General features: G+C 51.9%; 16 protein-coding genes. 8 read left to right on the top strand and 8 right to left on the bottom strand.

The window, feature by feature from the left end; genetic code table 11:
• Position 1 precedes the first annotated feature (1 nt).
• The 6 genes from ACJJIR_RS18010 to ACJJIR_RS17985 all read left to right on the top strand — a co-directional run bounded on the left by ACJJIR_RS18010 (position 2) and on the right by ACJJIR_RS17985 (position 6537).
• On the top strand, positions 2-580 hold the full coding sequence (locus ACJJIR_RS18010) for a class GN sortase (protein ID WP_444895154.1): 579 nt from the start codon (positions 2-4) through the stop codon (positions 578-580).
• Between the two features lie 448 nt (positions 581-1028).
• The gene (gene aceE / locus ACJJIR_RS18005; RefSeq protein ID WP_413664434.1) at positions 1029-3698 is read left to right on the top strand and encodes a pyruvate dehydrogenase (acetyl-transferring), homodimeric type; all 2670 of its coding nucleotides are present in this window, start codon (positions 1029-1031) and stop codon (positions 3696-3698) included.
• Between the two features lie 17 nt (positions 3699-3715).
• Entirely contained in the window at positions 3716-5359 is a 1644-nt protein-coding gene (gene aceF / locus ACJJIR_RS18000) for a dihydrolipoyllysine-residue acetyltransferase (RefSeq protein WP_444906378.1), read from the top strand.
• Positions 5360-5583: 224 nt separating this feature from the next.
• The gene (locus ACJJIR_RS17995; protein ID WP_282934208.1) at positions 5584-5856 is read left to right on the top strand and encodes a hypothetical protein; all 273 of its coding nucleotides are present in this window, start codon (positions 5584-5586) and stop codon (positions 5854-5856) included.
• Between the two features lie 95 nt (positions 5857-5951).
• Positions 5952-6254, top strand: coding sequence for a hypothetical protein (locus ACJJIR_RS17990; protein ID WP_282934207.1), 303 nt, complete (start codon positions 5952-5954; stop codon positions 6252-6254).
• Entirely contained in the window at positions 6244-6537 is a 294-nt protein-coding gene (locus ACJJIR_RS17985) for a hypothetical protein (RefSeq protein ID WP_444906377.1), read from the top strand. The genes ACJJIR_RS17990 and ACJJIR_RS17985 overlap by 11 nt, the downstream gene beginning before the upstream one ends.
• 53 nt (positions 6538-6590) lie before the next feature.
• On the opposite strand, the gene ACJJIR_RS17980 is transcribed toward ACJJIR_RS17985, so the two are convergent.
• Entirely contained in the window at positions 6591-7373 is a 783-nt protein-coding gene (locus tag ACJJIR_RS17980) for a glycosyltransferase domain-containing protein (RefSeq protein WP_444895149.1), read from the bottom strand.
• A 256-nt stretch (positions 7374-7629) separates the two neighbouring features.
• On the opposite strand from ACJJIR_RS17980, the gene ACJJIR_RS17975 reads away from it, so the two are divergent.
• Positions 7630-8013: a hypothetical protein gene (locus ACJJIR_RS17975; protein ID WP_444895148.1), complete on the top strand. Its 384-nt coding sequence runs from the start codon at positions 7630-7632 to the stop codon at positions 8011-8013.
• A gap of 45 nt (positions 8014-8058) precedes the next feature.
• On the opposite strand, the gene ACJJIR_RS17970 is transcribed toward ACJJIR_RS17975, so the two are convergent.
• Together ACJJIR_RS17970 and ACJJIR_RS17965 are read right to left on the bottom strand one after the other, a co-directional pair.
• A complete protein-coding gene (locus tag ACJJIR_RS17970; RefSeq protein ID WP_444906376.1) occupies positions 8059-11250 on the bottom strand; it encodes an efflux RND transporter permease subunit in 3192 nt (1063 codons plus the stop codon).
• Between the two features lie 99 nt (positions 11251-11349).
• Positions 11350-12492, bottom strand: coding sequence for an efflux RND transporter periplasmic adaptor subunit (locus ACJJIR_RS17965; protein ID WP_282934203.1), 1143 nt, complete (start codon positions 12490-12492; stop codon positions 11350-11352).
• 380 nt (positions 12493-12872) lie between these two features.
• Between ACJJIR_RS17965 and ACJJIR_RS17960 the strand changes: the two genes are divergently transcribed.
• Complete coding sequence (locus tag ACJJIR_RS17960) at positions 12873-13835, top strand: AraC family transcriptional regulator (RefSeq protein WP_282934202.1); 963 nt, start codon at positions 12873-12875, stop codon at positions 13833-13835.
• Here ACJJIR_RS17960 and ACJJIR_RS17955 read toward each other — a convergent pair.
• From ACJJIR_RS17955 to ACJJIR_RS17935, 5 genes are all read right to left on the bottom strand, one after another.
• Complete coding sequence (locus tag ACJJIR_RS17955) at positions 13832-14116, bottom strand: hypothetical protein (RefSeq protein ID WP_444895145.1); 285 nt, start codon at positions 14114-14116, stop codon at positions 13832-13834. The two genes, ACJJIR_RS17960 and ACJJIR_RS17955, sit on opposite strands and share 4 nt — an antisense overlap.
• A gap of 156 nt (positions 14117-14272) precedes the next feature.
• On the bottom strand, positions 14273-16585 hold the full coding sequence (locus tag ACJJIR_RS17950) for an immune inhibitor A domain-containing protein (RefSeq protein ID WP_444906375.1): 2313 nt from the start codon (positions 16583-16585) through the stop codon (positions 14273-14275).
• Positions 16586-16864: 279 nt separating this feature from the next.
• On the bottom strand, positions 16865-18193 hold the full coding sequence (locus ACJJIR_RS17945) for a sensor histidine kinase (protein WP_444906374.1): 1329 nt from the start codon (positions 18191-18193) through the stop codon (positions 16865-16867).
• Complete coding sequence (locus tag ACJJIR_RS17940; RefSeq protein WP_444906373.1) at positions 18193-19545, bottom strand: sigma-54-dependent transcriptional regulator; 1353 nt, start codon at positions 19543-19545, stop codon at positions 18193-18195. The genes ACJJIR_RS17945 and ACJJIR_RS17940 overlap by 1 nt, the downstream gene beginning before the upstream one ends.
• Before the next feature lie 102 nt (positions 19546-19647).
• On the bottom strand, positions 19648-20187 hold the full coding sequence (locus ACJJIR_RS17935) for a nuclear transport factor 2 family protein (protein ID WP_444906372.1): 540 nt from the start codon (positions 20185-20187) through the stop codon (positions 19648-19650).
• Positions 20188-20261: the final 74 nt, after the last annotated feature.

Raw genomic sequence — 20261 nt, 5'->3', positions numbered from 1 at the left:
CGTGGCTCGCTCACTGCTCTTTATGCTTTGCTTGGGAACGGGCTTGTGGCAGTTGGGTTCAGCCAGCTGGCTCCTGGCCAAGGCAGAATTGGCCCAAGTGTTGATCAATAGTGCTTGGGAAGAACAGCTACAGGGCGGGGCTCTGCAAAAGCCCTGGCCCTGGGCGGACACCTGGCCTGTGGCCAAGTTAAAGTTGGAAGGGCAGTCGCCATTAATTGTTCTCAGCGGCGGTAGTGGCCAGGCGTTGGCTTTCGGCCCTGGTCTCTTAGCTGGGTCCGGCAACCCTGGTGAGCCTCGCACCACGGTTATTGCCGCACACCGGGATACTCACTTTGCGGGATTAGAGCGTGTCAGGCGGGGTACCTCCATTTACCTGCAGGATAAACGCGGACGCTGGCATACTTATCGGGTTGCGGAAATGCGAATTGTGGACAGTGAGAGAGAGCGTTTGCCGATCTTTGCCGAGCGGGGTTTATTGCTGGTGACTTGTTACCCCTTTAATGCCCTGGCGGCTGGTGGCCCGCTGCGTTACTTGGTCTACGCTGAATATCAACCCGGTGGGGAGCTGGTTCAGCTGTGACTGATGTCTTTGTTTGAGACTCGATTTTGTAGTTCATTTTCTCAAAAATTCCATTAAATGTTCCGGTGAAACGGCCAAACGGCAAATAATTGTTTTGCTCTTTTGTTTTATTTGTTACTAACCGTCCTATCTGGAAAATTTTTTGTAGTAATACTACAATTCCCTCCGCTAACAACCGGGGATGGGGTTTTGTCCGCCAGTCTGCGCGGGCCCCGGAACAAATAATCACAGTCAAACTAGGCACTTGCGGCAATTAATTGCGCCGCTTTCCTCACCGTCATATTCGAGTAAAGATTCACAAACTTTGCATTTACGCCAACAAAGTTGGTGAATTGGCGGAACCAAGAAAAAAAGGAAGCTTTTTTTTGCTCGCGCTGTAGTTTGCCCGCGTACCGATTTTTGAGAAATAGACCGACTCGACGTCGCCTAATTCGCCGAGGAGCACTTGATGCACGAAGATACCGATAACCTCGAAACGCAGGAGTGGCTGGACGCGCTGCAAGCGGTTATCCGCTATAGCGGCAAAGAACGCGCAGCCTTCCTCCTGAAGCAGCTGTCTGACCGCGCTACCGATGTAGGCGTACAATTGCCTGCGGCAATCACCACTCCCTATCGCAACTCCATTCCGCCCAATGCGGAAAAGCGTATGCCTGGCGACTTATTTATGGAGCGCCGGATTCGCTCCCTGATTCGCTGGAATGCCCTGGCGATGGTGGTACGTGCCAACCAGAATGACGATGGCCTCGGCGGCCATATCTCCAGTTTCTCCTCTGCGGCCACACTCTACGATGTGGGCTTCAACTACTTCTTCCGTGGCAATGAAGGTGAAGAGCGCGGCGACCTGATTTTCTTCCAGGGCCACAGCGCACCGGGTATTTATGCCCGTTCCTACCTGGAAGGGCGCTTCGATGAAGAGCAGCTGGACAACTTCCGCCGCGAAGTGAACGGCAATGGCCTGTCCTCCTACCCGCACCCCTGGCTGATGCCGGAGTACTGGCAGTTCCCCACGGTTTCCATGGGATTGGGGCCGATCCAGGCGATTTACCAAGCGCACATTATGCGCTACCTGTCTGCCCGCGGCCTGTCCCCGCGCGGCGATCGCAAGGTGTGGGCCTTCCTTGGTGACGGTGAATGTGACGAGCCGGAAACCCTGGGCGCAATTTCCCTGGCCGGCCGCGAGCAACTGGAAAATCTGGTGTTCGTGGTTAACTGTAACCTGCAGCGTCTGGACGGCCCGGTACGCGGCAATGGTAAGATCGTGCAGGAGCTGGAAGGCGTATTCCGCGGTGCCGGTTGGAATGTTGTCAAAGTACTCTGGGGTCGCTTATGGGATCCGCTGCTGGAGAAAGATGACAAAGGCCTGTTGCAGAAAGTCATGGACGAAGTGGTCGATGGCGAGATGCAGAACTTCAAGGCCAACGGCGGCGCTTATACCCGCGAACACTTCTTCGGCAAGTACCCGGAGTTGCTGGAGCTGGTTAAGGATATGTCCGACGATGAGATTATGAAGCTCAATCGTGGCGGCCACGATCCTTACAAGGTATACGCGGCTTACGCAGCGGCGATGGCCCACAAAGGCCAGCCCACCGTGATCCTGGCCCAGACCGTTAAAGGTTACGGCTTGGGCTCCGCTGGTGAAGCGGCGATGGATACCCATTCTGTGAAGAAGCTGGACCTGGATTCCCTCAAGCGTTTCCGCGATCGCTTTGCCATTCCGCTCACCGATAAAGAGCTGGAAGAAGTTCCTTACTACCGCCCATCTCCGGACAGCCCGGAAATGAAATATATGGCGGAGCGCCGCAAGGCCCTGGGCGGCCCGGTTCCCCGTCGCCCAGTTGAGTGCCCGAAACTGGAAGTCCCTGGCCTCGATGCCTTCAGCGCACTGACCAAAGGCTCTGGTGAGCGCGAAATCTCCACCACCATGGCATTTGTCCGCGCTATCGCGGCCTTGGTAAAAGACAAGAATATCGGCAAGAACATCGCGCCGATCGTTCCCGATGAAGCCCGTACCTTTGGTATGGAAGGCCTGTTCCGCCAGCTGGGTATCTATTCCTCCCAGGGGCAGCGCTACACCCCGGTGGATCACGGCCAGATCATGTATTACAAGGAAGATAAGAAAGGCCAGGTGCTGGAAGAGGGCATCAACGAAGCCGGTGCTATGTCCACCTGGATGGCGTTGGCTACTGCCTACAGCAACCACGGCGTGCCGATGGTGCCTTTCTATATCTACTACTCCATGTTCGGCTTCCAGCGTATCGGCGACCTGGCCTGGGCCGCTGGCGATATGCAGGCGCGCGGCTTCCTGATCGGTGCCACTGCTGGCCGTACAACCTTAAACGGTGAGGGTCTGCAGCACCAGGATGGCCACAGCCACGTACTGTCCTCCACTATCCCCAACTGCCGCAGCTACGACCCGGCTTACGGTTATGAGCTGGCGGTGGTTATGCAGCGCGGCTTGAAAGAGATGTACGAAGAGCAGAAGAACCTCTTCTACTACATCACTATCGAGAACGAAAACTACCTGCAGCCGGAAATGCCTCAGGGCGTGGAAGAGGGCATTATTCGTGGTATCTACAAGCTGCAGTCCAACGTCAAGAAAGGCGCCAAGGGCAAAGCGGCGAAGAAACATGTACAGCTGATTGGTGGCGGTACTATTTTGCGCGAAGTACTGGCAGCGGCGGATATCCTCGCCGACCAGTTCGGTGTGACCTCCGATGTCTGGAGCCTCACCTCCGCTGTGGAATCGGCCCGTGAAGGCCAGGATGTGGCGCGCTGGAATATGCTGCACCCGGAAGCCGAGCCGCGCAAAGCCTGGATCACCGAGCAGTTCGAAGGTAATACCTCTCCGGTTATCGCCTCCACCGACTACATCCGTTCCTATGTGGAGCCACTGCGCGAATTTATCGACGGTGAACTGACCACCCTGGGTACCGATGGTTTCGGCCGCAGTGACAGCCGCGAGCAGCTGCGTCGCTTCTTCGAAGTGGATCGCAACTACGTGGTAATTGCCGCACTGAATGGCTTGGCCAAGCAGGGCGTTATTGATGCGAAAGAGGTTGCGGAAGCAATCGTGAAGCTCAATATCGACGCCGAAAAAGTTAACCCGCGCATCAGCTAAGAGAAGGCAGAACTCCTATGGCAAAACAAGTCATTAAAGTGCCTGATCTCGGTGGTGCCGATCAGGTGGATGTGATTGAAATTTCTGTTGCTGTCGGCGATACCGTCGCGCAAGAGGACTCACTGATTGTGGTGGAGGGCGATAAAGCCTCCATGGATGTGCCAGCCCCAGTGGCTGGCAAAATCCTCAGCATTAGCGTGAAAGAGGGCGATAAGGTCTCTGAAGGCGACGTGATTGGGGAAATCGAAACCGATGTGGCGGAAGCGCCGGCAGAGGAGCCCGCTGCGGCCCCCGCCAAGCAAGAAGCTGCACCTGTCGTGGAGCCTGTGGCTGAAGCCCCTGTGGCAGCGGCGAGCGGCGAGCCGAAAGAGGAAACGATCCAGATCCCGGATCTGGGCGGTGCTGATGCGGTTGATGTGATCGAGATCAGTGTACAGCCCGGTGATGTGGTTGAAGAGGGGGACTCCCTGATTGTAGTGGAAGGCGATAAAGCCTCTATGGATGTGCCTTCCCCCAGCGCCGGTACCGTGGTTTCTATCGCCGTTAAAGAAGGCGACAAGGTTTCCACGGGTGACACCCTGGGCGTGTTGAAAGTGGTTGCTGCAGGCGCCGCCGAGCCCGCTACTCCAGCTGCAGTCCCTGCTGCGACAGCGCCTGTCGAGAGCGCGCAGCAGCAGGCACCTGCTTCTGTTGAGCCCCCGGCAGTGCCGCAGAAAGACTATCAGTTGGAGCGCAACCTCACCGCAGCAGCCCAGGTTTACGCCGGCCCCGCCGTGCGCAAACTGGCCCGCGAGTTGGGCGTTACCTTGAATAAGGTGAAGCCCACCGGTCCGCGCAACCGGGTCTCCAAGGACGATCTGCATAATTACATCCGCGAGCAGGTGAAGAAAGCTGAGAGCGGCGCGGTTGGTGTCGGCGGTGGAATCGGTATCGCCAAGATGCCGGATATCGACTTCAGCCAGTTTGGCCCGGTGAATGTGGAGCCGATGAGCAAGATCCACAAGATTACCGCAGCCAACATGTCGCGCAACTGGCTCAACGTGCCTCACGTCACCCAGTTTGACGATGCGGATATCACAGAGCTGGAAACCTTCCGCAAGTCCATGAAGGCCGAGGCGGAGAAGCGCGGAGTGAAGCTCACCCCAGTGCCTTTCCTGCTGAAAGCGGTAGCCGCAGCCCTGCGTGCAGAGCCGAGCTTTAATGTGTCCCTGCACAACGATGGCGAGCACATTGTGCGCAAGGACTATGTGCATGTGGGTATGGCAGTAGATACTCCAAAAGGCTTAATGGTGCCGGTTATCCGCGATGTGGATAAGAAAGGCCTGTACGAGCTGGCGGCAGAGGCCACTGAAATGGCCCTGAAAGCCCGCGATGGCAAGCTGAAGCCCAACGAGATGCAGGGTGCCTGCTTTACCATTTCCAGTTTGGGGGCTATCGGCGGCACCGGATTCACCCCGATCGTCAATTCTCCGGAAGTTGGTATCCTCGGTGTTTCCAAGCTGGCGATGAAGCCGGTGTGGAACGGTAAGGACTTTGAGCCTAGGCAGATGTTGCCCTTGGCGCTCTCCTACGATCACCGCGCGGTAAATGGCGGAGATGCCGGACGCTTTATGACTTACTTGGTCAGCGTGCTGGCGGATGTGCGCAGACTGTTGCTGTAATTGCCAGCGAGTTAAAGCCAGTAAAAAAAGCGGCCAATCGGCCGCTTTTTTTATAGTCAGGACTAAGGAGCCTTTAAGTGGAAATGAAATATTCGCCGCGTAAAACAACAATAAGATGATTTACGCGCAAATCGATTCTGGGTTGCTGGCTGCTAATGCCTCGGCAGCTAGACTCACAGAGAGGCTACTATCATCGCAGCACTGAAAATGTGAGGTGTCGAATTATGGGACCTACAAGGAAATTCGCGTTGCCGCTTGTGGCGGTATTTGCGATGCAGGGCTGCTTGTTTTTGCCTGCGGACGAAGTGGAGGGTGAAGACCCTTTCTTTTATGAGGCAGAGGCTGCCGGACAAAGCGCCAGCTTTGTGGAAGTCGGCAGTAACCACACAAAATACCCACAACCCCTTACCGCCAAAAGCGAATGCGAGGCGGCGGATTGCGTAGATAGCTTGCAGGACTCCATGGCCTGGTTTTTCCCTATATTGCGGGTTTACTAACGATAGTAGCCGAGCCCAGTGTGGAGCTGTTGCGAAATAGCCGGATCTAAAAGTGCGTGGACTCTGTCCGCGCGGTGCTGATACGGAGCGCTACCATGCAAAAGTTTGCGATATTTATTTCTGCATTGTCGATGGGTGTATTCCTTGAGGGTTGTGGAACCCCCGATACGCGCAATCAAGTGGTTTATCCCGTAAGCCCGCCAATTCCCCGCCATGCGGAATACCGGGGTTATCCCTCTTCTCACTCTTCTCATTCCTCCCATGTGCCAGATGCGCCTGCATCTCCAACAAGCTGCCCGGGGGATTCTGAGGAGCTGGCGCCGGGTTCTATTTGCCCACCCAGTGCCCGTTGTTTTGACATTTCCGGTGGAAGGCGTTGTATTTCCTATGAAAATTAGCGTTGTTTTTATTCTTATTCTTGTAGCGCAGTCCCTGGCGGGCTGCGTGGCTGACGGTTTCGGTTATGACTTAACCGGCACGGCAACTTACTACACCTACAAAACCACTCCGGTGCCACCGGATGAACTTACTGCATTCCCGCGTTTTTGCCTGGCCGGCGATCCCTATATGGGAAGTCTCGATAACTGTATTGCCGAGGGTGTGCACTGCTATCAATTGGATACCGGTGATTGGTGTGAAGGGCCTTATTCACCGTTTGAATTAAGTTATAGCTTTTATTGATCGATATAAAGGTTATCTGCGATTGAAGGGAGTATTGGCTGGGTGATTTGGGGCTATTTTAATAGTGTTTTGATACTCTCTTTAATCGAGGTGCCAATATAGTACTTCAGGCCATGGAAAGTACCTTTGATGTTAATTCCTGGGTTGTATTCGTACCCGAGTTTTTCCAGAAGCACATTGAGTTTTTTCTTGATGCCAATAGCAAACCAGCTGCAAGGGAATGAAATAATACTCGGAGTTTCTCCATTGTGTAGGTATATTTCTTCGTTGTGAATTTTGCTTACTTGGCTTAGTAGATTGAAACTTGGATTGGCGGCATCAAAGTTAAAAAAAAGTTGGCTTTCGCCGTCGATACCTATTTGTGTGCAGTTTTGGTGTGCATAATAGTGCCTAAGAATTTTTTGGTCATCAGAGTAATTGGGGTACATCTTACGAGCGGTCTGGAAAAGGTTTTGTAGCGCTATATTTTTGCCTATAAAGACACCTGTAGAAAAAACACACTCGCTGGGGAAAAATTTTCTTTCAAAAAATCCTTGTATACCGCTATGTTCGTAATCATTGGAAAAAATAATTTCCTTGCCAAAGGTGAGAAATTTTTTTTCTAAGTGTTTGATTGATGGCAGTATTAGTGAATCGAAACCATCCAGGTAGCAGACGATATCCTCTTCCGGTAGGGATCTAAAGAAAGGCATTAAGATGTCTATTTTGGAAGAGAAATCTTTCCAAGGATAATTGTGCCCAAGGATAGATAATGACACGCCGTTGCGGTTGGCGGATTCCAGCAGGACAGGAAGCATCCTTTCCGAGTGGGTGGCAATCGTGGCGACATGCAACATCTTTTAGGAAGAGATCTCGATAATCTGAAGTATTTTTTAACGGCATGGATTTATTGCCGTTCGGAGAAAGTCTAGACGAACGCGGCTTTTGCCACTGAAGTTCGGCGGAACTTGATTTTCTTACGAAAAAGCGTTTGTGTGCACGCTCGTGTTTTTATGGATTATTCTTTCATTGGTGATTGTTTTACTGTGGATGCCAAACCCTAGGGCTGGGGGTATTAGGGAGGAGGGTTATCCGTCAATAAATAGGCTGGTAATGAAAGGTGCCAATAAAAGCTGGCTTTGGAATGTTATTGTTGCGGTGGATCAATTGGGCAATGCCATTGCTGGCGGCAATCCTGATGCAACTATATCTGCGCGCTGTGGCTATTTCTCAAGGGTGACAGAAACACGTTTTCGGCGTTACTGGAGGTTTCTGGAGCGGGTAATTAACTATACCCTGAAGCCGATTGATGGGCCCGATCACTGTTACCAATCCTACCTGTGGGATCACGCTGAGAAACACGAAGAAGGCAGTGATTATATGCGTGCTGTTTTAGGAGTTATTGTGATTTTGATTTGTGTGCCAATGGGCTTGTTGATCCGCTTGTATGTGATTGTTTTTCCTGGAGCCCGCTGGAAAAAGGAGAAGCGCAAGTAGAAAAAGCCCGGGCGCATAGTGTTGGTGCGCCCGGGATAAGCGGGGTTAAGTATTAGTCGCGTGCTCTAAGGGTAAATTGCTTTCTTGACTATCTGCGTGACGGGCAGCTGATAGTTTGCCGCCGGCAATCTTGCGCAGGGCAACATAAAATACCGGAGTGAGGAACAGGCCAAACAGGGTTACACCGATCATGCCGGTAAATACGGTAATGCCCATGGCATTGCGCACCTCAGCGCCAGCGCCGCCGGCCAATACCAGTGGAACAACACCGGCAATAAAGGCGACTGAAGTCATAATGATCGGGCGCAGACGCAGGCGGCAGGCTTCCAGTGCAGCCTCGACAGTGCCTTTGCCTTCCATTTCCAGTTCGCGAGCAAATTCCACGATTAAAATAGCGTTCTTACAAGCCAGCCCCATCAGTACAACCAGCCCGACTTGAACAAATACATTGTTGTCGCCGCCAGTAGCCCAGACACCGAATAGTGCAGCCAGCAGACACATGGGCACGATCAGGATCACCGCCAGTGGCATTACCCAGCTTTCATAGAGGGCGGCCAACACCAGGAATACCAGTAGTACTGCGAGAGGGAAAACCACCATGGCGGAATTGCCCTGGTTGACCTGCTGGAAGCTGAGGTCGGTCCACTGGATTTGCATGCCCGGTGGCAGGGCTTGGCTGGCAACCTGCTCAACCGCTGCCAGTGCCTCGGAAGAGGACAACATGCTGGGATCGGACTGCCCCATCAGGTCGGCTGCCGGATAGCCGTTGTATCGGATCACCGGGTCTGGTCCGTAACTCTGGCGCAGGGTCACCATGGTGCTGATGGGCACCATCTCCCCATTCATATTGCGGGTGTAGAGATTATCGAGATCCTGCACTTCATCGCGGAAGGGTGCATCAGCCTGGGCAACGACCTGGTAGGTGCGGCCGAAAAGGTTGAAGTCGTTGATATACATAGAGCCGAAGTAGAGCTGCAGGGTGCCGAACAAGTCGTCCATGCGCACACCTTGAGCCTTGGCCTGTAGTCGATCCACTTCCGCGTCCATCTGCGGCACATTGGCCTGGTAGGAGCTGAAGGGGTAGCTGAGGCCGCTGGCTTGGCTCAGGGCGCCAGCCAACATATTGGTGGCGTTTTGCAACTCACCGTAGCCAGCACCGCGACGGTCCTGAACATAGAGGGAGTAGCCGGAACCGGCACCCAGTCCGAAGATGGGCGGCGGCATAAAGGTCATGGCAAAGCCTTCCTTGATCTGTGAGATCTTGCCATTTAGCTCCGCAGCGATTTCCTGGGCACTGCGCTCACGTTCATCGAAATCGTCGAACAGGATAAATACCGTGCCCACGTTGGGAGTGTTGGTACCTTGCAGGGCATTGAAGCCGACAAAGGCCGCGGCGTTGGCAACACCTTCTGTTTCCAGGGCCAATTCACTCACGCGGCGAGCAACTTCCTCGGTGCGATCCAGGGAGGCACCTTCCGGCAGGCGGATACTACCCACCAGGTAAGTCTTATCCTGAACCGGAATAAAGCCGCCGGGGACCTGTTGGAACAGGGCGAAAGTACCGCCGAGCAATATCAGGTAAACACCAAATACGATACCGCGACGCTTGAGGCTACCACCAACGATCCGCTGGTAACGCTCGGAATTGCGCTGGAAGAAGCGGTTGAACGGGCGGAATATCCAGCCGAACAAACGCTCAATAATCCGCGCGGGCATATCCGGTTTGGCGCCGTGAGGCTTCAACAGAGTTGCCGCCAGAGCCGGAGATAGAGTCAGAGAGTTGATCGCGGAGATAATGGTGGCGATGGCAATAGTGGTGGCAAACTGGCGGTAGAACTGGCCGGTGATGCCGTCCAGGAATGCCATGGGCACAAACACCGCGCAGAGCACCAGGCTGATCGCGACAATTGGACCGCTCACCTCTCGCATGGCCTGGTGGGCAGCGGCTAAAGGTGTCAGTCCCTCCTCGATATTCCGCTCGACGTTTTCCACCACCACAATGGCGTCATCCACCACAATACCGATGGCCAGCACCATAGCGAACAAGGTCAGGGTGTTGATTGAGAAGCCCAACATCAACAGCACCGCAAAGGTGCCGACAATAGATACCGGCACGGCCAACAGTGGGATCAATGAGGCGCGCCAGGTTTGCAGGAACAGGATAACTACCAGAACCACGAGCAGCACGGCTTCCAGTAGGGTCTTGATCACTGAGCTGATGGAGGTGCTAACAAAAACCGTGGGGTCGTAAGCGACTTCCCACTTGAGGCCTTCCGGGAACTGATCATCCAGTTCAGCCATTTTCTCCCGTACCGCCGCAGAAACCTCCAGTGAGTTGGAGCCGGGGGATTGGAAAATAGGGATGGCGACAGCCTGGCGGCCGTTGAGCAGGGCGCGCAGGGAGTCCTGGGAAGAGGCCAGCTCTACACGGGCCACATCTCTCAGGCGGGTGATCTCACCATTATTGCCGGTCTTGAGTACAACATCGCCAAACTCCTCTTCACTTTCCAGGCGGCCTTTGGCGTTAATGGAAATCAGGAAGTCGGAGCCGTTCGGCATGGGGGAGGCGCCGATCTGGCCGGCGGAAACCTGTACGTTCTGCTCACGCACGGCACTGACAATATCGGCAGCAGTAATGCCTACGGCGGCGGCTTTCTGCGGGTCCACCCACAAGCGCATGGCGTAGTCACCGGAACCGAATACGGCGGCAAGACCCACGCCGGGAATGCGCGATAGCTCATCGCGAATATGCAGTACGGCGTAGTTGCGAATATAGGTAGCGTCGAGGCTATCGTCCGGTGAAATCAGGTGCACCGCCATCATCAGGTTTGGCGACTGCTTCTGGGTAGTAACACCTTGCAGGCGGACATCTTCAGGCAGGCGCGGCAGGGCCTGGGACACCCGGTTTTGCACCTGTACCTGGGCTTGGTCCGGGTCGGTGCCCAACTCAAAGGTCACGTTCAAAGTCAGGGTGCCATCACTGCCAGCCACTGACTTCATGTAGATCATATTTTCCACGCCGTTAATCGCTTCTTCCAGCGGCGTGGCTACAGTTTCTGAGATCGTCTTAGGGTTAGCGCCAGGATAGCGAGCACTCACTTGCACGCTGGGGGGTACAACTTCGGGATATTCGCTGACCGGCAGTGAGGGAATACTGATCAGGCCGACGACGAAAATAATGATCGACAACACGGATGCAAATATCGGTCTGTCGACAAAGAAACGGGAAAAATTCATATACTGCTACTCCGAGAGCGACTCAGTCAGCCGCTCGGATTCCATTGATAGGATTAGCTGAATGTATGGGCTCACTTCGGCAAGCCCCTTGCTCTTTGTTTAGTGGCCAGCGACTTGGGTCGCCTTTACCTGCTCCTGCATGGCCACCATTTCCGGTGCGACGGGCATGCCCGGGAAGAAAATCTTTTGCAGGCCATTCACCACAATTTTCTCGCCGGGCTCCAGGCCGCTGCGGATAACCACAAGGTCACCTTGGCGTTGGCCAGCGACCACGGGGCGCTTTTCGGTGACATTACTGTCGTTGACGATGTAGACATAGCGGCGGTCCTGATCGGTAAGAACCGCTTTGCTATTGATTAAAACTGCCTGTGAAACCTCTTCAATTGGCATTTCCACCCGGGCAAATTGCCCCGGTCTGAAAAAGCCGTCCCTGTTGTTAACCACAGCGCGGAACTGAATAGTGCCGGTATGGCTGTTCAAGCGGTTATCAATAAAGTCCAACTCTCCACTGTGTGGATAGCCCTGCTCACCGGCGAGACCTACGCGCACAGCAGGTTTTTGCCCGCTATTAAGTAAGTCGCGGCCCTTAGCAAAAGTCTGTTCGTCACTTTCGAAATACACGTACATTGGGTCGACAGAGACCAGCGTTGTCAGCAGGGTGCTGTCGGCATTGGCGAGATTGCCTTGAGTAACCAGGGCGCGGCTTACTCGGCCACTTATTGGTGCTTTAACTTCAGTGTATTGAAGGTCCAACTGGGCATTTTCCAGTGCTGCTTCGGCGGCGCTGAGAGCCGCTCGGGCCGAATCTCGCGAAGCGATACGCCGGTCGTATTCCTCGCGGGAGATGGCTTTGCTGTTGAGTAGCTGTTTTGCCCGGCCGGCTTGCTTCTCGCTATAGGAGAGGTCGCTGCGAACCCGAGCCAGGTCTGCGCGGGCGGCGCGTTCGCGGGCCTGATAAGGGCGGGGGTCAATGGTGAACAGGACATCGCCCTGTTTGACCAGAGTTCCCTCGGCAAATGAAACCTTGTCGATATAACCGCTAACCCGCGGGCGCAGTTCAACGGTTTCTGGGGCTGCCACACGGCCGGTAAAGCTGCGCCACAATGTCGTATTTCCTGCAGATACCTGGGCGACCTCCACAGCTGGGGGAGGCGGTTGTTGACCGCTGGGTGCGTCACTGTTGCAGCCGGCGAGTACCAGTGCAGATACGCCGAATAAAACCGTCGTTAATTTTCTTACCATTACGCGTGTACTCCCTTTGCTACGGAGGGGGAAGGGCTATTGGGTGCTTCTCCCAGTAAGGGCGTAACTCTAGCGCTGGCCAAGTTGGTTGCGGTATCCGGGAACTGTTAATTGATTGCCTATTTCTACTTAAGACGTGCTTTTGGGTTGGAAGGATCACATTCTATTGGATGTGTAAAGAACTGGATATATAACTAGTTATCGCAAAAAGTGATTAAGATATTACAGCGACTGTAGGGCTATTAATCGGTTATAGTTACCTATTACTGCACAGTGATTGCCCAATCCTGCAAAACTACACGGAAATTGCCTAAAACTCCGTATACTCTGTGCCACTTCGTGTTGAGTCGTGGAATTGTTAGCGGGCACAAGGGGAGCATATGAGCATTGAAAAAAGAGCGGAATTTAACTCTGTCGCCATGGATATGGAGTCGATACGGCAGAAGCTGATTGCCTCCCTGATGCGTCAGGCACCGGAACAGGGATTAAATGAAACGGTACTGGGTGGTCTCTCCCTGATTCGCTGCAATGAGCCGGGAGCCTGTGCGGCATCGGTGTATACACCGTCCCTGAATTTTATTATTCAAGGCCGCAAGACCTTGGAGCTGGGAGACCGGGAAATCTCCTATATGCCGCTGAGCTATGTGGCAACCTCAGTGCACTTGCCGATCCTGGGGCGTGTTGAAGACGCTTCCCTGGATACTCCGTTTCTCGGCGTAAAGATAACGATCGATCCGCAAGAGGTGGCAGACCTGGTTATGGAGCTGGGTGATAAGGCGCCGGGTGTGGAGGCTGGCTACGACTGCCCCGAAGTCAGCTGCGGCCTGTGCCTGACCAAAATGGATTACGGTATGCTTGATGCGCTAAACCGGCTGGTCTCCTTGCTGGATAGCCCTAAAGATGTCCCGATACTGGCGCCATTAGCCCGGCGTGAGATTATCTATCGCGCCCTGATGGGGGAGATTGGCGCGCGGATGCGCAAGTTTGCCATGGTAGATAGCCAGGCGAACCGGGTATCCCGCGTGATTGAGGTGCTAAAAGACCGTTTCTCAGAACCGCTGCGTATCAGTGACTTGGCCGACCAGGCCAATATGAGTGAGTCATCCCTGTATCACAGCTTTAAGCAGATCACGCGCATGTCCCCGTTGCAGTTCCAGAAAAAGCTGCGTTTACATGAGGCGCGACGCCTAATGTTGACTGAGGGACTGGAAGCGGCTTCCGCCAGCTATCGGGTTGGCTATGAGAGCCCCTCTCATTTCAGTCGTGAATACAGCCGTATGTTTGGTCTTCCGCCCCGCGCGGACGTGATTAAATTGCGCGGTGAACAGCGGGTCCCAGCTTAATTTGAAACTGGGTTGCCCTGCTTCAAAACAAATAAGCTACACCACCCTTCGGGACTGATATCGCCCTCCACAACCAGGCAGGCATTGGGGGGCTCAAACAGCTGACAGTCCACGCACTTTTTCCCATCCTTGGGAGTATCCTGGTAATTTACCTTGTCTTTTTGCGCTTTGATTTGGGCCTGAGCTGAGGGTGTTGAAATAAATGTGGCAGGAATTAAAAGTAGCGATGTTCCTGAAAGCTTAAGAAAGTGGCGACGGGAGTTGTCTAGAGGCTTTTCCATAAATGAACGCCTGAATGATGAAAATAAGTTTCTGGCATTCAGGTTAGCTGGAGAAGGGAGTTTTGCTCAAATTAAAGGCTTTGTTTTAAGCTGTAATCTTATTCTATTTGTTAAATTGGAGACGGCGCCATGTAGGCGCCGTCTGTTTTTACTTCTTTACTTGGTTACGCGTATTTTAGCTACAGATTTATCTCCGCTGCGAGATACGACCCGAACCTTTAAGCCGTAAGGTGTGATAGCGCGGCCGGCATCTGGTATTTCTTCGCTGCTATAGCTCCGGGTGTCATTAAACAGTGGGTAGCGGCGGTTGTGAGTGTCACTTAAGAGTATGCCGTAGTCCTCGAGTAAATCCAGAACCATGTCGTCGGCTCTTTCGATGTTAAATGTGGCATCGTGAACCTGATAGCGGGTACTGGCAACGGAATCATCACTCCATCTCAATACATTTTGGTCGGCATCAACAACTCCGAGGAAGCCATTTCCTGGGTGTACGCCAACCCAGTTATTATCGTAGCTGGAATCTACGTACCAAACCAAGAGGCCTTCTGTGAAAGTGAGCATCTCGCCGGCTACATTCACATGTGCCAATCCGGCATCAACGCCGCGATGAGTACGCCATTCGAGTAAGTAGTAGTGATCGTGCTCAAGATAGCCTGGGTTTCGGCTAAAGCCTGCAAGGCTAAAGTTGCCATCAGTTTCAGCATCATCGAAAAGGAATGTTGTGTCATCAATTTCGATGCTGATGTCATCGGCAAAAAGACCTGAATTCGCTACGGCGCCATCAGTAATATAGGTAAGTGAAAGGCTAATTTCTTGCCCGGCGTAAGCGCTTAGATCGAATGCAACGTCAATCCAGCCCTCGGAGCTACCAGTAATACCATTACCTGGGTTGGTGCCGTTGGGGTTGGTATCTGTAGTTACTGAACCAGGAATGGAGACAAAGCCATCACCGGAATCTACCATGATCGCGGCGTAATCCCAATCCAGCTCAATGTCGTACCAAGCTTTGAAAGAGAGGCTTGCTGTTTCTGCATTGCTCAGATCAACAGATATTGTCATAGAGTTTTGCAGGTTGTTGCCGCTACCGCTGAAGTAGGCGTATTCTCCACTGCTGGGTTCGGTAACTATTTCTTGTTTTGCTGGTAGGTCAATTCGGACTGCATCGTTATTGGTCCCCTTATTAACCGCTTCATCGAGTAGCAACTCGATACCGCGGCGAGGAATTTCATCTAGTGCAATAGTTTCACCATGAAGCCAGTTCCCACCATGGTTGTGTTGCAGGTATTCCTTGGCATAGGCAGAGAAGCCGGTGGGCTCTGAACCCGGAATAATACCGGCCCAGCTACCACTGGACATAATGGACCAGGAGGAGACGGGTTCACCGCGACCGCTACCATCGGTATCGTATTCATCGGGCAAGCCCAGGTCATGGCCGTATTCATGGCTGACAACCCCTGCAGCGGCGTCCGCCGGCTGAATGGTGTAATCATAAGCAGCCATAGTGCCGCCCCAGTAATCTACCTCCGCAGTAGTTCCTTCAAGTGAATAGACTCCGCCAAGGTTCCAGCGGTGAGACCAAATGGCGTCTTCACCCAGTTGCCCGCCACCTGCTTCTTCACCAACCGAGGAGTGGAAGATCATGATGTGGTCTACCAAACCATCTGCTTCCCAAAAATCGCCATCACCATCCAAGTCGTAACGGTCTTCAATATCAAAATCTGACAGGTTTACTGTGGGGTCGGCAGCTGCAGCTTCCAGGGCCTCACGAATTAGGGAGCGAGCATCACCATCAGTGTTATTGCCGTAAAAAGCTGCTGGTTGGCTGGCCATATACCAACCTGCTACAGAGCCTTCAACAGAGTAGCTGTTACCGGATTGCTGCCAGTAAAACTGTTGCATGGATAGCATGTTTTCCCCACTGGGGCCTTCAAAGCCGTTTTGGGAGAAAAGTAAGTCAGCGTAATGTTCAGCGGCGTAATCCGCGTAGTACATATCACTTTCCCCGGGCTCGATGCTGTTATGGGGAAAATCGGGGAACTCCATCAAAATAGCGAGAACCTGTGCAGTTTGGGCTTCACCGTCGTAGCTCTCTAGTTGAATGTTTCTAGGGTGGCGGCTGCCATGGTTGCGGTGAAGGGAACCTTTGCCCCTTTTAAGCCGGGGGTGATGTTTTCCACGGGCATCGCGCATCATCGTTACGGTATCGCTGGAAAGATCTTGAGCCCCATTAATGCTATGGGTGGCCCGCTCTTTTAAGTAAGTTCTTAAAGTGCGTTCAGCTTCTGCAATAGAGGCATCTTGGCTGATGCGCCCAGAGCGCTTGAGCATATCAATTAATTTGGCTTCATTGGCAATGACCAAGTCAACTTGATCACCACCTTTTTGATGTGAATTAATCGCCTGGGCATTGGCTGCCATCAGGCTCAGTGCAAGTGTGCTGGCGGAGAGCAAACTATTTATTTTTAACATAGTCCCTTCTTGTGCGTTTCAAGATAAATTAAAGCTAGTATCGAAACCTGACCCAAATAGAATTTTTTATAGTAGCCAGATTTCGAACTTTGGTAGCTTGGTTTTTTTATTGTCAGCTACAAAGGAATGACGTTTTTGTAGGAGTTGGCCGCAATATTTTTGTGGGGGGCGGAGTAATTTTACACCTTAGTATTACTTTTACGTGATTTTATAGTGTTTTTTAAAAGTAAAAACTCATTAGCTTATCAATAACAGGGGGTTGATAATGTAAGGTGTTGCTCACTTATGTGTTTTGGTTTTCCAGGGCATCCAAAGGCAAATCTGTAAGCCTCCATTAGGGCGGTTTAAAAGCTGAATATGTCCATCATGCGCATCAATGATTTCTCTACATAGAGCTAATCCCAAGCCTACGCCTTGCTCTTTTGTTGAGAAGAAGGGGAGTAGTGCCTGCTCAAGTACTTTCTCACTCATCCCGCAGCCTCGGTCGGAAAGTACTAGCTTCTGTCCAAAACTGTCGGTGCTAACTTCAAGTTCAATATCTTTGCTATCGCTACCAGCTTCTCGTGAATTCTTAATTAGATTTAGTAGGGCTTGCTCTATTTGGATGGGGTCAAAGTAGCCGGGTTCATCTGGCAGGCTTCCCTTAAGGGAAAAAGCTTGAATTGGCATTATGCGATTGACTAGCTCCTGCCAGCTAATAGTCTCACAGCTTGGAGCGGGAAGTTTGGCAAAAGAGGCGTATCCCTGAGTGAACTCTGTCAGGTGTTTACAGCGGTCTGCAATAATATCGAAAACCTTCTCCAAGGCCTGTTCTTTTCCAGGTTTTGTTACCAGCATTTTTCCAGAATGCGCGAGTGATGAAATTGGGGCTAGAGAGTTATTCAGCTCATGGCTGATCAAACGGATAACTTTTTTCCAAACTTCTACTTCTGCACGAGTTAGCTCACGGGTCATTTCGCGTAAAACGATTAGTCGGTGTTTTTGTGTGTTTAAAACAAAAGTACTGTTTCCGATATGCATGGAGTGGGGACCATTGATGTCGGCATAATTAAACAGTCCATTCTTCCAACTGTTAATGGCGCTGGCAATTTCTTTGGGACTCTTGGATAAAAGCTTCTGTAATAGTAGTCCTTGTATTGGCCTTCCATTGTTAAGAAGTTGCTTGGCACTACTGTTTGAATAAATAATACGATCGTTTTGATCCACCAGTAGAAGAGCTTGGGGTGATGTTTGGATAACCGTATCCAAAAGGAGTTCCCGTTGATAAATATGGGCACGTTCCTTGCGTAAGTGTTCCCCTATCTCGTTATAGAGAATTGTTATTTGTCGGAGTTCACTATCCTTGGGATGTACTAGGGAGATTGAGAAATCGCCGTCACGGAAATTTAGCAGGCCGTTTTGTAATGATTTCAGGGTGCTAGTTAGGGGGGCAATTATAAGGCGAACCAGTACAATTAATAACGGCAATGAAATGATAAGTCCCGCTGACCAGGCGAGTGATGGGCTAAAACCAGCCCGAGTACCGAGCCAGGATATGGTAATACCGGCGACTAAGGGAATGGCCGCTGTTGCAATAAGGCGGCCTTCAAGTGAAAAATATTTCGACATCAATAGGGTATACCGTGTTTTTCCAGGCGGCGGTATAGTGCTTGGCGGCTCATGCCGAGTTCTCGCGCAGCCTGGGCAATAATGCCATTGCAGTTGGATAGTGTCTCTTGTAGCAACTCGCGGCTGGGCTCAAAACTCACTTCCACTTTATCGGTTGTCATTTGCTCAGGAAGTGCCAGGACGGCTTCATCGATAGTATCCTCCTGACTTAGGACGGCCGCTCGCTGCATAACATTTTGCAGCTCCCGTACATTGCCGGGCCAATGATAGCGAGTAAGGGCATTTAATGCTTGAGGAGATAGTTTTTTGGAGTTGCTACTTTCTGCGAGGAAGCTCATTGCGAGGGGGGCGATGTCCTCAGGGCGCTCATGCAGTGGCGGAAGGCGCAGCTCTATAACATTGAGTCGATAAAATAAATCCTGGCGAAACTTGCCTTCCTCGATAGCCTTGTGGAGATCTCTATTGGTAGCACTGATTACCCGAACTTTGGTTTTGCGGGTTTGGCTGCTGCCTAAACGCTGGAATTCCCCGGTTTGTAGTACGCGCAGTAGTTTCACCTGGCCACTGGGTGACAGCTCGCCAATTTCATCGAGAAATAGGGTGCCGCCATTGGCGGCTTCAAACCTGCCCTCCCGTGCCCGATTGCCGGCGCCGGTATAGGCTCCAGGTTCGGCTCCGAACAGCTCTGCTTCCATCAGATCTTCTGGCAGTGCGCCCACATTAACTTTAATAAAAGGCCCTTCTCTAGATGAAGAGTTTGCCTGGACAATCTCAGCAATCTTCTCTTTGCCGGCCCCATTTGGCCCTGTGATCAGGATGGGAACTTCAGATTTCGCTACTTGAGTGGCCATCTCCAACAGCTTTTGCATTTTATCGCTGCGGTAAATTATGCCTTGTAGTAAAAAGTCCTCCCGTAATTGGCTGCGAGCATTCAAAGCTTGTTGCTGGGATGCCTGCTGGCGCTTTTGTAGTTCTCCCAGTTCCAATAAATTGTTAATTGTGGATATTAGTTTATTGTCATCCCAGGGCTTACCCAGGTAATCAGCTGCACCAGCTCTAACTAGCTCGACAGCCATTTCCAGTTGGGTCCAAGCGGTCAGAAGGATAATTGGTAAGTCCGGACTTATTTCCCGAATCGCAAAGAAGAGTTCTTTTCCCTCTTGTCCAGAGGTTGTATCAGCGGTGAAATTCATATCCTGGATAACCAGGCTGACATCGCTGTTCTCTCGTAGCAGTTGTAGTCCGGCTTGAGGGGTAATCGCACAAAGTGGCTGCAAGTCATGCAGGGACAACAGGATCTCCAGGGCGGAAACGATACTGCTGTTGTCATCAATAATAAGTACTTTGTCCATAGTTTCTAAGACACGCTATTAAGACGCCTATTATGCAATGTGTTGATGGCGAGGGGGAATGCTTGTGGCAGGTTTTCTCTGCCACAAATAGATCTGGAAGAGCTAGTGGCCGATATGTTGCTCGGCAGGTTTGTGGTCGAAGCTGAGCACCCTCGCTAGCTGCCACTCTCCATCTACCTGTTTCCAGAGGTGAGTGAACTGAGAAATTTCCCGTAAGACTTCAGATTTGTCGTCATTGATGCCGTAAAATCGATGGGTGCCAGATTGTATAGCGCCATAATGGTTGACTGGGTAGATTTTAGTGCTCTCGATTACCAATTCACGACGTGCACGAATACCACTTCCATTTTCACGCTGTTTACACATATTGGTAATGGCCTTGACAAACTCTTCTCCAGACTTTGCTGTTTGACCCCACTTGTCATGGTACATTTCAAAGTCATCGGTCACCAGGTTTTGTGCTTCTCTTAGATCACAATTATTGAATAATGCATCAAATAAGCGTTGGTCGGCTCTAGTAATTTGTTGTACTAGTTCTTCAGTTACTAGTGGGCCAGCAATAACCGGATGTTTTTCAGCTTGTAAGTTTGGGCTGATGAAGGTTAGCCCCACAAAAAATAAAGAAGATATTTTTTTAAACAAGATCAATGTCCCTATTGTTTTTTTACTGGGGGGTATGTCGACCGAATGTGGCAGATAAACCATGAAAATGAATG

It is taken from the genome of Microbulbifer maximicatervae (SeqCode) (genome assembly GCF_052467385.1).
The sequence above is the reverse complement of the archived record's forward strand: the minus strand, read 5'-3'. Positions and strand labels throughout refer to the sequence as shown.

Coding starts and splice junctions, on each gene's coding strand:
- aceE (WP_413664434.1), top strand. CDS start 1,029: ATGCACGAAGATACCGATAACCTCGAAACGCAGGAGTGGCTGGACGCG.
- aceF (WP_444906378.1), top strand. CDS start 3,716: ATGGCAAAACAAGTCATTAAAGTGCCTGATCTCGGTGGTGCCGATCAG.
- ACJJIR_RS17995 (WP_282934208.1), top strand. CDS start 5,584: ATGGGACCTACAAGGAAATTCGCGTTGCCGCTTGTGGCGGTATTTGCG.
- ACJJIR_RS17990 (WP_282934207.1), top strand. CDS start 5,952: ATGCAAAAGTTTGCGATATTTATTTCTGCATTGTCGATGGGTGTATTC.
- ACJJIR_RS17985 (WP_444906377.1), top strand. CDS start 6,244: ATGAAAATTAGCGTTGTTTTTATTCTTATTCTTGTAGCGCAGTCCCTG.
- ACJJIR_RS17980 (WP_444895149.1), bottom strand. CDS start 7,373: ATGTTGCATGTCGCCACGATTGCCACCCACTCGGAAAGGATGCTTCCT.
- ACJJIR_RS17975 (WP_444895148.1), top strand. CDS start 7,630: ATGAAAGGTGCCAATAAAAGCTGGCTTTGGAATGTTATTGTTGCGGTG.
- ACJJIR_RS17970 (WP_444906376.1), bottom strand. CDS start 11,250: ATGAATTTTTCCCGTTTCTTTGTCGACAGACCGATATTTGCATCCGTG.
- ACJJIR_RS17965 (WP_282934203.1), bottom strand. CDS start 12,492: ATGGTAAGAAAATTAACGACGGTTTTATTCGGCGTATCTGCACTGGTA.
- ACJJIR_RS17960 (WP_282934202.1), top strand. CDS start 12,873: ATGAGCATTGAAAAAAGAGCGGAATTTAACTCTGTCGCCATGGATATG.
- ACJJIR_RS17955 (WP_444895145.1), bottom strand. CDS start 14,116: ATGGAAAAGCCTCTAGACAACTCCCGTCGCCACTTTCTTAAGCTTTCA.
- ACJJIR_RS17950 (WP_444906375.1), bottom strand. CDS start 16,585: ATGTTAAAAATAAATAGTTTGCTCTCCGCCAGCACACTTGCACTGAGC.
- ACJJIR_RS17945 (WP_444906374.1), bottom strand. CDS start 18,193: ATGTCGAAATATTTTTCACTTGAAGGCCGCCTTATTGCAACAGCGGCC.
- ACJJIR_RS17940 (WP_444906373.1), bottom strand. CDS start 19,545: ATGGACAAAGTACTTATTATTGATGACAACAGCAGTATCGTTTCCGCC.